The organism is Tistrella arctica (assembly GCF_039630945.1).
Classification (GTDB): Bacteria; Pseudomonadota; Alphaproteobacteria; order Tistrellales; family Tistrellaceae; genus Tistrella; species Tistrella bauzanensis.
Window position 1 is genome coordinate 385,984 of the sequence record NZ_JBBKTV010000002.1, and the last position, 13,230, is coordinate 399,213.

The 13,230-nt window shown below is 68.7% G+C and carries 15 protein-coding genes; 9 read left to right on the plus strand and 6 right to left on the minus strand.

The window, feature by feature from the left end; all coding sequences use genetic code 11:
* Positions 1-161 precede the first annotated feature (161 nt).
* From WG924_RS05690 to WG924_RS05715, 6 genes are read left to right on the plus strand one after another with little or no spacing between them, the layout of a single operon-like run.
* Positions 162-1,067, plus strand: a complete 906-nt coding sequence (locus tag WG924_RS05690) for a branched-chain amino acid ABC transporter permease (protein ID WP_229708088.1) — start codon at positions 162-164, stop codon at positions 1,065-1,067.
* On the plus strand, positions 1,064-2,113 hold the full coding sequence (locus tag WG924_RS05695; RefSeq protein ID WP_345932044.1) for a branched-chain amino acid ABC transporter permease: 1,050 nt from the start codon (positions 1,064-1,066) through the stop codon (positions 2,111-2,113). The genes WG924_RS05690 and WG924_RS05695 overlap by 4 nt, the downstream gene beginning before the upstream one ends.
* Complete coding sequence (locus WG924_RS05700; RefSeq protein WP_345932045.1) at positions 2,110-2,874, plus strand: ABC transporter ATP-binding protein; 765 nt, start codon at positions 2,110-2,112, stop codon at positions 2,872-2,874. The genes WG924_RS05695 and WG924_RS05700 overlap by 4 nt, the downstream gene beginning before the upstream one ends.
* A complete protein-coding gene (locus WG924_RS05705) occupies positions 2,867-3,586 on the plus strand; it encodes an ABC transporter ATP-binding protein (RefSeq protein WP_345932046.1) in 720 nt (239 codons plus the stop codon). Before WG924_RS05700 ends, WG924_RS05705 begins: the two co-directional genes overlap by 8 nt.
* A gap of 28 nt (positions 3,587-3,614) precedes the next feature.
* The gene (locus tag WG924_RS05710; RefSeq protein ID WP_345932047.1) at positions 3,615-5,381 is read left to right on the plus strand and encodes an AMP-binding protein; all 1,767 of its coding nucleotides are present in this window, start codon (positions 3,615-3,617) and stop codon (positions 5,379-5,381) included.
* 60 nt (positions 5,382-5,441) lie between these two features.
* Positions 5,442-6,140, plus strand: a complete 699-nt coding sequence (locus tag WG924_RS05715; RefSeq protein ID WP_345932048.1) for a TetR/AcrR family transcriptional regulator — start codon at positions 5,442-5,444, stop codon at positions 6,138-6,140.
* Between the two features lie 44 nt (positions 6,141-6,184).
* Here WG924_RS05715 and WG924_RS05720 read toward each other — a convergent pair whose 3' ends face one another.
* From WG924_RS05720 to WG924_RS05730, 3 genes are all read right to left on the minus strand, one after another.
* Positions 6,185-6,562 carry a VOC family protein gene (locus tag WG924_RS05720; protein ID WP_372044726.1) on the minus strand — a complete coding sequence of 126 codons (378 nt, stop codon included), beginning with the start codon at positions 6,560-6,562 and terminating at the stop codon, positions 6,185-6,187.
* 109 nt (positions 6,563-6,671) lie between these two features.
* Entirely contained in the window at positions 6,672-7,361 is a 690-nt protein-coding gene (locus WG924_RS05725) for a helix-turn-helix transcriptional regulator (protein ID WP_345932050.1), read from the minus strand.
* A 117-nt stretch (positions 7,362-7,478) separates the two neighbouring features.
* Positions 7,479-8,372: an NmrA family NAD(P)-binding protein gene (locus WG924_RS05730; protein WP_345932051.1), complete on the minus strand. Its 894-nt coding sequence runs from the start codon at positions 8,370-8,372 to the stop codon at positions 7,479-7,481.
* A gap of 148 nt (positions 8,373-8,520) precedes the next feature.
* On the opposite strand from WG924_RS05730, the gene WG924_RS05735 reads away from it, so the two are divergent.
* Positions 8,521-9,000 carry a winged helix-turn-helix transcriptional regulator gene (locus WG924_RS05735; RefSeq protein ID WP_345932052.1) on the plus strand — a complete coding sequence of 160 codons (480 nt, stop codon included), beginning with the start codon at positions 8,521-8,523 and terminating at the stop codon, positions 8,998-9,000.
* Here WG924_RS05735 and WG924_RS05740 read toward each other — a convergent pair.
* Both WG924_RS05740 and WG924_RS05745 read right to left on the minus strand, forming a co-directional pair.
* Complete coding sequence (locus WG924_RS05740) at positions 8,984-9,424, minus strand: CopD family protein (protein WP_345932053.1); 441 nt, start codon at positions 9,422-9,424, stop codon at positions 8,984-8,986. The genes WG924_RS05735 and WG924_RS05740 overlap by 17 nt on opposite strands.
* Positions 9,425-9,730 (minus strand): DUF3817 domain-containing protein, encoded by a 306-nt coding sequence (locus WG924_RS05745; RefSeq protein ID WP_345932054.1) that lies wholly within the window; start codon positions 9,728-9,730, stop codon positions 9,425-9,427.
* A gap of 163 nt (positions 9,731-9,893) precedes the next feature.
* Between WG924_RS05745 and WG924_RS05750 the strand changes: the two genes are divergently transcribed.
* Positions 9,894-10,883: a GlxA family transcriptional regulator gene (locus WG924_RS05750; protein WP_345932055.1), complete on the plus strand. Its 990-nt coding sequence runs from the start codon at positions 9,894-9,896 to the stop codon at positions 10,881-10,883.
* Between the two features lie 145 nt (positions 10,884-11,028).
* Positions 11,029-11,571 (plus strand): peptide deformylase, encoded by a 543-nt coding sequence (locus WG924_RS05755; protein ID WP_345932056.1) that lies wholly within the window; start codon positions 11,029-11,031, stop codon positions 11,569-11,571.
* Positions 11,572-11,580: 9 nt separating this feature from the next.
* Here the strand turns inward: WG924_RS05755 and WG924_RS05760 are convergent, their stop codons facing one another.
* Positions 11,581-13,119, minus strand: coding sequence for a 2-isopropylmalate synthase (locus tag WG924_RS05760; protein WP_345932057.1), 1,539 nt, complete (start codon positions 13,117-13,119; stop codon positions 11,581-11,583).
* Positions 13,120-13,230 lie beyond the last annotated feature (111 nt).

Here is a 13,230-nt window from a genome sequence, read left to right on the forward strand (position 1 = left end):
GGATTGCTCTCAGCCTCCCCTTGAGAGCACCTTGGCAGCCGCCGGGCCGGCCTGTGTGATCGCGCCTCCCCGGTGAAACGCCGTGTTCCGGCGGCTGTCCTTTGTCTTCCGTTCGATCCCGTGGTCGTCCGATCGCTCAAGCCGGGCGGACGGCCACACCCATGGAGGCGATGATGACCCTCGCCGATCTGGCGCTGATCATGTTCAACGGCATGTCCTGGGCTGCCGCGACCTTTCTGGTCGCCGCCGGGCTGACGCTCATTTTCGGTATCCTGCACATCCTGAACTTCGCCCATGGCGGGTTCTTCATGATCGGCGCCTATATCGCCTTCACGCTGATGCAGTTGCTGGGCGGCGGCGCCGTGCCGCTGTGGCTGTATATGGTGGTGGCGCTGGCCTCGGGCATGGCGGTGGCGGCCCTGGGCGTCGCCGCCGATTTCGCCATCTTCCGTCGCCTGCGCGACGTGGAGGACGCCTATGTGCTGATCGCGACCTACGCCCTGCTACTGGTCTGCGACGGCGCGGTCAAGCTGATCTGGGGCCTGAACTTCATGTCGGTGCCGACCCCCGCCGAGCTTGGCGGCGCCCTGTTCCTGGGCGACATGATCATGCCCGAATTCGCCATCTTCGTGATCGTCTGCGGCATCCTCACCTTCATCGGCCTCGACCTTTTGATGGAACGCACCAGCTTCGGCAAGCTGATCAGGGCCGTTGCCATGGATAGCTGGATGGCGACGCTGCTGGGCATCAATGTCGGCCGGGTGCTGATGGTGACGGTGGTCATCGCCTTCGGCCTGGCCGGCCTGGCGGGCGGGCTGCTCGCCGCCAATCAGAGCCTGTCGCCAAGCCTTGCCGGGGTGTTTCTGCTTCAGGCTTTCGGGGTGATCATCGTCGGCGGCATGGGCAGCATCCGGGGTGCCGCGATCGCGGCGGTGATGCTGGGCATGATCGAGAGCTTCGGCACGGTGTTCGTGCCCGATTATCCGGGCATCTTCTTCTTCATCGCGCTGGCGGCCGTGCTGCTGATCCGGCCGCAGGGCCTGATGGGCAAGGCACAGGTGGCATGATGACACCCGATCGCACTCGAAAAGCCGCCGGTACCGGCGGCACCACCCTGCTGGCGCTGTGGCCGCTGGCGCTCGGCATGGTGCTGTTCGCGCTGGCGCCCGCCGTGCTGAACCAGGGGCTGGTGTTCCTGGCCGGTCTGACGCTGGTCAACATCGTCTTCGCGCAGGCCTGGAACCTGCTGTTCGCCTATGCCGGCCTTTTGTCCTTCGGTCAGGCGATGTTCTTCGCGGTCGGCGCCTATACCATGGCGGCTGGGCCGCAACAGCTTGGCGGCGGACCGTTCCTGGGCTGGCTGCTGATCGCGACCCTTCTGGGGGCCCTGGCCGCCATCATCTTCGGTCTGGTGGCGCTGCGCCGCTCCGGCGGGATCTATTTCGCCGTGCTCACCCTGGCCTTCGCCGAACTGGTGCATGTGATCATCACCAAGACCGACTGGCTGGGCCGCAATGACGGGCTGGTCGGCATCACCCGGCCGGTGATCGATCTTGGCGTGATCACCATCGATCTCACCCGGGGCGATGCCTATTACTATGCGATGATCGTGGGCTGCGGGCTTGCCTCGGCGGCGCTGTGGTGGGCGGGGCACGGCGTGCTGGGCCGCAGCTTCCGCGCCATCCGTCAGGATCCGGTCCGCGCCGCCTTCCTTGGCCTGGATGTCGACCGCCACCGGCTGATCGCCTTCGCGATTTCGGGCGCCGCCAGCGCCTTCGCCGGCGCCATGTTCGCGCCCTGGACCCAGATCGTAACGCCGGAACTTGCCCATTGGAGCCAGTCGACCCGGCCGGTGCTGTATGCGCTGCTGGGCGGTGCCGGCAGTTTCTGGGGCCCCGCCGTCGGCGCCATCCTGTTCGGCGCCGTCGAATATGCCACCCGTACCATGCATGGCATCGCCGATATCACCACCGGCCTGATGCTGCTGGCGGTGGTGCTGGCCATCCCCGGCGGCGTGATGGGGCTGGTGATGAAGCTGCGCGGGCGTGTCGCCGCACGATCGGCGGCGACACCGTCGCCCGCCGCCGGCCGCCCACAGGAGCAGACGCCATGACCGCCACCCCCATCCTCTCGGCCCGCGGACTGGTCAAGTTCTATGGCAAGACCCAGGTGCTGCACGACGTGTCGATCGATGTAGCCGAGGGCGAGGCCCATGTCGTGATCGGCCCCAACGGCGCCGGCAAGACCACGCTGTTCAAGGCGGTGTCGGGTGAATTCCCGGTCGATGGGGGCGAGATCCGGCTGGGCGCCGATATCGTCACCCGGCTGGCCGGCTGGCAGCGGGTGCGGCGCGGCATCGGCCGGTCGTTCCAGGTCGCCCGGATCTTCGGCGAGATGACCACGATCGAAAACCTGATCGTGGCGGTGGAAGCGCGGGAGCGCCGGGCGCGCGGCGGCTTCGCCCTGACATTGCGGGTCAACCCGCGCGCCTCGACCATGACCGAGGCGCGCCACCTGCTCGACGGGCTGAGCCTTGGCGATCAGGCCGACCGGCCGGCGAAGCTGCTGTCGCATGGCGACAAGAAGCGCCTGGAACTGGCGATGAGTCTGGCGCTGCGCCCGCGCCTGATCATGCTGGACGAGCCCACCGCCGGCATGTCGCCGGGCGACCGCAGCAATGCGGCGGCCTTGATCGCCGACACCCAGCGCGCCCATGGTCTGGCCTTCCTGCTGACCGAACACGACATGGGCGTGGTCTTCGGCCTTGCCCAGCGGCTGACCGTGCTGCATCACGGCGCCGTCATCGCCACCGGCGCGCCTGCCGACGTGCGCGACGATCCCATCGTCAAGGAGGTCTATCTGGGCCATGGCTGATCCGCTGCTGCGCATCGACGCACTCCATGCCGGCTATGGCGACGCGGTCGTCCTGCACGGCATCGACCTTGCCATCGCCGACGGCGCCGCCGTGGCGCTGCTGGGCCGCAACGGCGCCGGCAAATCGACGGTGCTGAAGACGATCCTGAATGCCGGCCCGAAACTGGTCGCGGGCCGGATCAGCCTGGATGGCCGCGACCTCCGCGCCCTCGGCGCCGATGCCCGCGCCCGCGCCGGGTTGATGCTGGTGCCGGAAGACCGGCGGGTCTTTCCGCATATCACCGTGGCCGAGAACATCGCGCTGGGCGTGCACGCCGCCCGCCCGGGCGTGAAGCCGATGACCATGGACGAGATCTGGGATCTGTTCCCCGCCCTGGTGCCGTTCGCGGAGCGCGCCGGCTATGCGCTCTCAGGCGGTCAGCAGCAGATGGTGGCGGTGGCGCGGGGCGTGATCGCCCGGCCACGGCTGCTGTTGCTGGATGAACCGGTCGAGGGGCTGGCGCCGGTGATCGTGGACCAGATGGCGGCCGAGATCCGCCGGCTGCATCGCGATCACGGCCTGACCGTGCTGGTCACCGAACAGAACCTGTCCTTTGCCCGCGCCGTCACCGATACCCTGCATCTGATCGACAGCGGTGAACTGGTTCATTCCGGCGACTGGGCCGGCTTCGATGCCGATCCGACGCTGAAGACCCGCTATCTTGCCGTCTGACCGCGCCCCCGCCTCAGGATGTCCGCCCATGTCCGCCATGTCGCCCCCCTCCGCAACGCTGATCGACGACCCAAGCGGCTTCCGCCTGCGCTTCACCGCCGATGAAACCGCCCGCCGCCGGGCCAGCGGCGTGTGGACCGGCCGCACGCTGGCCGATGATGCCCGCAACCGCGCGGCCACCACGCCCGACGCCATCGCCTGCGTCACCGAGACCGGCGGCCTGAGCTTCGGCCAGATCTGGAACCGGGCGGTGCGGCTGGCGCGGCGGATGCGGGCGCATGGGCTCACCCCCGGCGCGGTGGTCAGTTTTCAACTGCCGAACTGGGACGAGGCGGTGGTGCTGAACCTTGCCTGTTCGCTGGCGGGGCTGGTGATCAACCCGATCGTGCCGATCTATCGCGATCGCGAGGTCGGCTTCATCCTGAACGATGCCCGCAGCCGCCTGCTGATCCTGCCGGCGCGCTGGCGCAATTTCGACTATGCCGCCATGGCCGTGGCGCTGAAGCCCGGCCTGCCATCGCTCGACAGGATCATCACCGTGCGCGGCACGGCGGATGGCTGCGACAGTTGGGACGACTGGACCGGCGGCCCCTCCCGCGACGGCTCTCCCCGCGACGACGGCGCTGACGACGATCGCGTGGTCACCGACCTGGCGCCCGATCTGGTCGGCGCCGATGCCTCGTCGCTGAAGATGGTGATGTATACCTCCGGCACCACCGGCCGGCCCAAGGGCGTGCTCTATGCCCACGAGACCTCGCGCCGGGCGTTGATGAGTTCGATGCGCGCCTGGGATATCCACGCCGGCGACGTGCTGCTGATGCCGTCGCCGGTCACCCATGTCACCGGCTATTCCTATGGCATGGAACTGCCGTTCTATCACGCCACCCGCACCGTGTTCATGGAGCGCTGGGATGGCGCGCAGGCGTTGGAGCTGATCGCCGATCATGACGTGGCCTTCATGATCGGCGCCACGCCGTTCCTGCAGGAGTTGACCGCCGCCGCCGAGGCGGCGCGCGCCGCCGGCCGGCCACCCGTCGCCACCAGCCTGAAGATCTTCGCCTGTGGCGGTGCCGCCGTCCCGCCCGAAGTGGTCAGGCGCGCCCGCAAGGCGATGCCGAACCTCGCGGCCTTTCGAGTCTATGGCTCCAGCGAATGCCCGATGATCACCCAGGGCTATCCCGGCACCGACCCGGCATCGGCCGAGGCCGCCGCCACCAGCGATGGCGCGGTCTATGACTGGGAGGTGCGGGTGGTCGACGAGGCCGGGCAGCCCGTGCCGGCGGGCGCCGAGGGTGAGATCGTGGCGCGCGGCCCGGCCCTGTTCCGTGGCTATACCGACCCGGCCGCCACCGCCGAGGCCTTCGATGCCGACGGCTACTTCCGCACCGGCGACCTTGGCACCGTCGCCGAAGACGGCCGGCTGGTGATCACCGGCCGCAAGAAGGATCTGATCATCCGCGGCGGCGAGAACCTGTCGGCCAAGGAGATCGAGGACGCCTTGCACGAACACCCGCTGGTGCGGGAAGCCGCCGTCGTGGCCATGCCCCATGCCCGGCTCGGCGAGGGTGTCTGCGCCTGGCTGATCCCCACGGACGCCGCCCGCGACGCCACCCATGACGGCCAAATGCTGCCGGATCGCGATATGATCGCCGATTTTGTTGCATCGCGGGGCCTGGCGCGGCAAAAGCTACCGGAACGGATCGAATGGGTCGACGATTTCCCCCGCACGGCGTCGGGCAAGATCCAGAAGCATATCATCCGCAAGCTGGTGGCGGCGCAGCCGGACGGGTCGTGATCCGGAGCGGATCGCCATCCCGGGCGGGCCGACCATTCCAGAGATGAGGGACCGGAAGACATGGCGGGGCGCAGGCGCAACGAACGTGCGGAGGTGGTGCGCGAAAAGGTGATCCAGGCAGCCGCCCGGACCATCGGCGACAAGGGCTATGACAAGACCTCGATCGCCCGCGTCGCCGAGGAAGCCGGCATCGCCCATGGCTCGGTCTATCTGCATTTCGAAAACCGTCAGGCGCTGTTCGACAGCCTGCTGCCGACCCTGGGCCGCCGGATGCTCGATTTCATCCGCGGCCGCACCGGCAAGGCCCGCACCGTGCTGGAACGTGAGCGGATCGGGCTTGAGGCCAATTTCGCCTATCTGTCGACCCACCCCTATCTGCACCGCTTGACCAACGAGGCCGAGTTCTTCGCGCCCAATGCCCATCGTGAATTCTATGACCATCTGGCCACCGGCTATGTCCGCGCCCTGCGCCGCGCCCATGCCGGTGGCGAACTGCCGGGCTATACCCCCGAGGATCTTGAGCCGATGGCTTATATGCTGATGGGCGCCCGGGAATTCCTGCTGGCGCGGTATTGCGTCGACGGCGCGTCGGTGCGGCCCCTGCCGCCCGAGATTGAGCGGATCTACATGACGATCGTCGCCCGCGCGATGTCGGGAACCACCGATCTGCCCGAGGAAGCCGCCCCCTCGGCCGAACATGCCGCCGACGCGCTGGCGGCGGCGGCACAATTCGACCACAGCCGCGACGCCGCCGGATAGCGGCGCCGCGTGTAGCGTCCTCCCGGTCTGGCCGAGTTCTGACGTCAGGCCGACCGCACCATCACCCGCAGGCGATGGCCATCAGGATCGGTGGCCACGAAGCTGCGGCCGAAATCCTGATCGGTCGGCGGTTGAATAATCGCGATGCCACGGGCTGCCCAATCGTCATGCATCGCCTGAAGGGTGGCATGATCCGGCGCGCGGAAGAGGATTTCCGTGCCGCCACCGGTCGTGGTCGTGGCTGGCAACACGGCGTCCCGCGACCACAGGGCCAGGAACATCCCGCTCGGCAGCGTGAACAGGACGAACGTGTCAGAGACGTCCATCGGTGTCAGATCCAGCAGATCGGCATAGAACCTGCCGCTGGCGGCGGCATTGTCGACATAGAGCAGCAGATGGGTCGGGGTTGCCACGGTCTTCATCTCCGGTCATGTGGGCGATGACCGGATCATAGCCGCCCCCCCCTGACAGTTTCCGGCAGCAGCGGCACGGGTGTGATATCGGCACAGCGGGACGATCAGGGCCGGAGCGTCACGGCGGCGGCGCGATGTCGCGCTCGATCTGCCAGGCTTTCAGCAGCGCCTGCCGGCGCCGCGGATATCGGGTCGCCATATCGGAACAGGCGCTGATGCGGTCGATGCGGAACACGCGGAAGCCGTCGCGCAACTCGCACCAGGCCACCACCACCTGCACCCGGTCGAAGAAGCCGATCGCGAACGGCCAGATCACCCGGTCGCTCAGCGCGCCGGCGGCGTCGCCATAGCGGATCGCAAGTTTGTGCTCCGCCCGGATCGCGGCCCGGATCATGGCGGGATCGATGACCGCGGCCGGCCCCGGTCCCGGCCCGACCAGCAGCGCCGATGCCGCCATCTCGTCGCGCAGCGCCTGTGGCAGCACATCGGCGATCCGGGCCTGCGCCGACAACGCCGCCTGCCCCAGCCGGTCATCGCCGCGCCGCGCCACCCAGCGCGCGCCCAGAACCAGGGCCTCGATCTCATCCACCGTGAACATCAGCGGCGGCAGCATGAAGCCCGGTTTCAGCACATAGCCAAGCCCGGCTTCGCCCTGAATGTCGGCGCCCTGGCCCTGCAGGGTCGCGATGTCGCGATACAGCGTGCGGATGCTGACCCCCAGCCGGTCGGCCAGCACCTGTCCGCTCACCGGCTGGCGATGGCCGCGCAGGATCTGCAACAGGTCGAGCAGGCGTTCTGATCGCGACATCGCCGGCACCTCGGGAACAGCATGCCGTCATCACACGATTGCAGGCCAAAGGGCCAGGCGACGCGCGGGACGGGCGGGCGGCAGTGTGCCACCGTCCGGCCCGCCCGTCTCTAGTGGCTAGGCCTCTGGCAGAAACGCCGCGCGATTGGCCGCGAAGAACGCGGCCAGTGTCTGCGGCGCCTGCCCGGTCAGCCGTTCGACCGCATCGGTGACGATGTCGATCCGGCCGGCACGGGTGTTGGCGTCGAACGACACCACCAGATCGACCACGAAGGGCGGCATGCCGGCGACCGCCAGCCCGCCGGCCAGTTGCTCGTCGCTGACCTGGACCACCGATATCGGCCGGTCGAAGACCTCGGACGCGATCGCCGCGACCTCGTCGGTCGTATAGGCGGTCGGGCCGGTGATGGTATGGGTGGCGGTGCCGGTGGCCGCGGTCAGCGCCGCAGCGGCCGCGCGGGCGGCATCCGCGCGGGCGACATGGGCCACGCGGCCGGTGCCGGCCGAGGTGCACCAGGTGCCGGTCGCCAGCACATGCGGCAGCGACGCGACCAGATTCTCCATATACCAGCCATTGCGCAGAACTGTGTGCGGCACGCCGCTTGCGGCCAGTGCCAGCTCGGTCTGATGATGATCGGGCGCGAAGCCGATCGGCGACGCCGGTTCGGGATTGGGCATCGAGGTATAGACGATATGCGACACGCCGACGCGGACCGCCGCCGCCACCGCCGCCTGATGCTGGCGCAGCCGCAGCCCTGGTTCACCCAGCGCGTCGGTCGACACGATCAGCAGCCGGTCGATGCCGGCAAAGGCCGCATCCAGCGACGCGGTGTCGTTGAAGTCGGCCGTCACGGCCTCGGCGCCACGGGCGACAAGGTCGGCCAGTTTGGCGGCATCACGGCTGGCCGCGACCAGATTGGTGGTGCCGGCATCGAGCAGCAGCTCGACGACGCGCCGGCCAAACTGGCCGCCGGCGCCGGTCACGAGCAGACGGGGGGTGGTGGTGGACATCGGGTGCGATCCTGCCTTGGTTCATCATCGGGTCAAGGTCTATGATAGAGACCGCTTGGAGCCCGCGTAAGGAGGCAGGTTTCAGGGACAAGGTAACGCCCAGGGAACCACCTGACGACCAGAACCACCTCACCACGAGGACCAGCCGATGTCCGCCGCGTCAGCACAGCTCGCCCGTCCAGCCACCGCATCGGCCCCGGCCGTGCCCAACGATGATGGCGCCAGCCTGGCGGCCAGTTTCAGCGACTGGCAGACCGTGCGCCTCAATCCCGCCACCTGCCCGGTGCGCGACGTGCTCGACCGGCTGGGTGACAAGTGGAGCACGCTGATTCTGATCGCGCTGGCCAATGGGCCGCTGCGCTTCAGCATGATCCGGCGCAACATCCCCGACATCTCGAAGCGGATGCTGACCCAGACCCTGCGCGACCTGGAACGCGACGGGCTGATCACCCGTCATGTCTTTCCAACCAAGCCGCCCGGCGTGGAATACCGGCTGTCGCCGCTGGGTCGGTCGTTGCAGGGGCCGCTGGTCGCCCTGATCGGCTGGGCCGAAGCCATGCATGGGGACATCAACGCTGCCCGCGCCCGCTTCGACACCGAAGCCGAGGCGGTCAGAACGGCCGGATGATCACCAGCACCACGATCACCGCCACCAGAACCGCCATCACGGCCGCCGCGTGGCGCAAGGGCGGTGGCGGAGACAACGCCGCCTGATCCTCACGCGCCTGATCGCGACCCAAACGGCGCAGACTGCCGGCCTGCATGCCGTGCAGGGCCGACAGCCCCAGCACCGCCACCAGCTTGACCATCAGCCAGGCATCGGGAAACCAGCCGCCCATCACCGCCAGCGACAGCCCGAACAGCCAGGTCAGGCCCAGCGCCGGTCCGGTGACGCGGCTGTCCCAGGCTGTCATTGTCGCCAGCATCGGCGCGGCCTGCTGCCGCGATGACATCGTCGTCGCCATGCGCAGCACCAGCGCATTGGCCAGCATGCCGGCGATCAGCGCGAAAACCGCCAGCAGATGCGCCGCCTTCACAACCGCATAGAGCATTCAGCCCCCCTTGCGCCGCAAGAGAATGGCGACCGCGATTGCGCCGAAAGGAATGAACGCCGCCAGAACCAGCCACACGGCCTCGACCCGCCGCCAGCTCCCGGCCGACAGCACCGTCGTCAGCACCCACAGATAGGCCAGAAAGGCGAGGCCATGGATGGGCCCCATGATCCGCGTCGCCTCGGGCATACCCCACAGATGCTTCAGCGGCACCGCGATGCAGATCAGCAGCACCAGGGTCGTGCCCTCGATCATCGATGCCAGACGCAGGCGGCGCAGATCGCCCGCCGATGCCGCCACCATCATCCGTCCCGTCCTCCACATATCAGGGTCGATGTCATCGGCGGCAACGATGCCCCGGGCGTCCGCGCCGTACCAGTGGCGGAAATGCCAATCTCCGTTCAAATTCAGCCAAGCGCCAGTCGCGGGATCTTGACCGGCAGGCCGCCGGCGCGGCAGCCTGCATGCCATGCCCCATCTGGTTGCCGTGCTCGCCCTTCACGATGTCGTGCCCTTCGATCTCGCCACCCCGTGCGAGATTTTCAGCCGTGTCCGCCTGACCGATGGCAGCGCGCCTTATCAACTGCGGGTCTGCGGTGTGGCGCCGCGCATCCGCGCCCAGGCTTATGATCTCTGTGTTCACCACGGGCTCGACGGGTTGCGCGATGCCGACACCGTGATGGTGCCGGGCGTCAACACGCCGCAGACCCCGGTGCCACCGGCGGCGATCGCGGCCCTTCAGGCGGCGGCCGCCCGGGGCGCGCGGCTGGCGTCGCTGTGCACCGGCGCCTTCGTTCTGGCCGCGGCCGGCCTGCTCGACGGACTTGCCGCCACCACCCATTGGCAGGCATCGGCATTGATGGCGGCGCGCTATCCGGCGGTGCGGGTCGATCCGGCGGCGCTTTATGTCGACAATGGCCTGATCCTCACCGCGGCCGGTGCCGCCGCCGGCATGGATCTGTGCCTGCACATGGTGCGGCGCGACTGGGGTGCTGCGGTTGCCGCCGCCGCGGCACGCGACGCGGTGATGCCGCTGGAACGCGCCGGCGGCCAGTCGCAGTTCATCCTGCACGAGCCGCCGGCATCCTCGGCCGGGCTGGCGCCGCTGCTGGCCTGGATGACCGCCAACCTCCACCACCCGCTGACGGTCGAGATCATCGCCGCGCGTGCCGCGATGAGCCCGCGCAATCTGGCCCGCCGCTTCCGCGAACAGACCGGCACCACGCCGCTGCAATGGGTGTTGACCGCCCGCATCCGTCGCGCCCAGCATCTGCTGGAAACCACCACACGATCGATCGAACAGATCGCGACCGATGCCGGCTTCGACAGCGCGGTCACCTTCCGCAACCGCTTCACCCGTGTCACCGGCACCAGCCCATCGGCCTGGCGGCACAGTTTCGGCGGCGGCGGCCCTCTGCCACGGGCGGGCAGACCCGCGACCGCCACCCTGTCCGCATGAGACATCGGCTGCATAAGACACCGGCTGCATAAGGCGCGGCATCCAGCGACACAAGATGATTGAACCCACGGCGATCCGGTGGCACACCGGGTGGGTGCCCCCTCGCACCCCCGAGGGCTGCCCCCGCCAGAAGGAGCCGGATCCCATGAGCCTGCGCGAGATCATCAAGGTGCCGGACCCGCGACTGCGCATGCCCTGCGCAGCTGTCGAGCGTTTCGACGACGCCCTGCGCCAGTTGACCATCGATCTGGTCGATACCATGCGCGCCGCGCCCGGCATCGGCATGACCGCCGCCCATGTCGGCATCCTGCAGCGCATCGTGGTGATCGAGCTTGAGGACGATCCCGTGGGCGTGCGCGCCTATGTCAACCCGATCATCGAATGGTCGTCGGATGACTGGGTGGTGCACGAGGAAGGCAGCGTGTCGATGCCCGGTGTCAGCGACGAGGTGGAACGCCCCGCGCGCATCCGGCTGCGCTGGCAGGATCTGGACGGCGCGTGGGAGACGGCCGAGGCCGATGGCCTGCTCGCCGTCTGCCTGCAGCATGAAATCGACCAGTTGGACGGGATCTTCTGGACCCAGCATCTGTCGAAGCTGCGCCGCGACCGGTTGACCAAGCGCTACGAAAAGTTGCAGCGCCTGGCCACCCGGCCAAAGGCCGTTGTGGCTGACCAGCCCAAGGCCTGACCGGACTGGTCAGCCAGACAGCCGCGCCAGTGCCGCCGCCTCGGCGGCGGCCAGCGCTGCCGCACGGTCGGCACCGAAACCCACGCCAAAGGCCTGGCCGCCATCGGCGTCGGTGACGGTGACATAGGCAGCCATATCCGCGCCGCGCCCGGCCACGCCCGGCCGTATATGGGCCTCCGCCGCCGTCACCACCGCGGCGCTGGCGGCAGCGGCGGCCAGGGCTGACGGCGTGGTCGTGACATAGGCCTCGGCGAACACCGCCCAGATATCGCCGCCGCTCAATTCGCGGCCGCTGCGGTCGGCGATGATCTGCAGGCGGTGGGCGAAATCCACCTGGACGGCCCGTGGCAGTTCCAATCCGTGCGTCCGGCTCAGAATCCAGCTCGCACCGGCCTTGCCCGACTGGCCGTTGACCCGGATCACCGCTTCATAGGACCGGCCCAGATCGGCCGGATCGACCGGCAGATAAGGCACTTCCCAGACCGGATCATTGCGCTGGTCGCGATCGGCGAAGCCTTTGCGGACGGCGTCCTGATGCGAGCCTGAGAACGCCGTGAACACCAGCTCGCCGGCATAGGGGTGCCGGGGATGCACCGGCAGGCCGGTGACCTCGGCCGCGATCGCCACCGTGGCGTCGATGTCGCTGAAATCCAGCCCCGGCGCCACCCCCTGGCTGTACAGGTTCAGGGCCAGCGTCACCAGATCGACATTGCCGGTGCGCTCGCCATTGCCGAACAGGCAGCCCTCCACCCGCTCGGCGCCGGCCAGCACCGCCAGTTCGGCGGCGGCAACCCCGGTGCCGCGATCGTTATGGGGATGGACGCTGATCACCACGCTGTCGCGCATCGGCACATGGCGGCAGAAATGCTCGATACGATCGGCATAGACATTGGGTGTCGAGACCTCGACGGTCGCCGGCAGGTTCAGGATCACCTTGGCGTCGGGCGTCGGCCGCCAGACATCCAGCACCGCGGCACAGACCGCCAGCGCCACGTCCGGCTCGGTGCTGCTGAAGGTTTCGGGGGAATACTGGAAGGTCCAGTCGGTATCGGGATAGCGCCGGCTTTCCGCCAGGATGCGGCGGGCGCCGGCCACCGCCAGCGCCGTCACCTCGGCGACGCCGCCGCCGAACACCACCCGCCGGAAGGCGGGCGCGATGGCGTTGTACAGATGCACCGTCGCGCGCGGCACCCCGGCCAGCGCCTCGAAGGTCCGGACGATCAGGTCATCGCGCGACTGGGTCAGCACCTGGATGGTGACGTCGTCGGGGATGGCGTCCTGCTCGATCAGGTCGCGCACGAACCGGAAATCGGTCTCCGACGCCGCCGGAAACGCCACCTCGATTTCCTTGAAGCCGATCTTGACCAGATGATCGAACAGCCGCCGCTTGGCGGCACGGCTCATCGGGTCGATCAGCGCCTGATTGCCGTCGCGCAGATCGGTCGACAGCCAGCGCGGCGGGCTGGTGATGGTGCGCGCGGGCCATTGGCGGTCGGCCATGTCCATGGCCGGCGCCGGGCGGTATTTGGTCTGAGGCATCTGCAACATGATCTGGATCAGTCTCGCATCCGGGCCGCGCGGTGACGGCCCGGGAACCATGACAGGCGCCGCCGCCATATCGGCGGCGGGCGGCGGTGTGGATGTCTGTCGGGCGGGCAT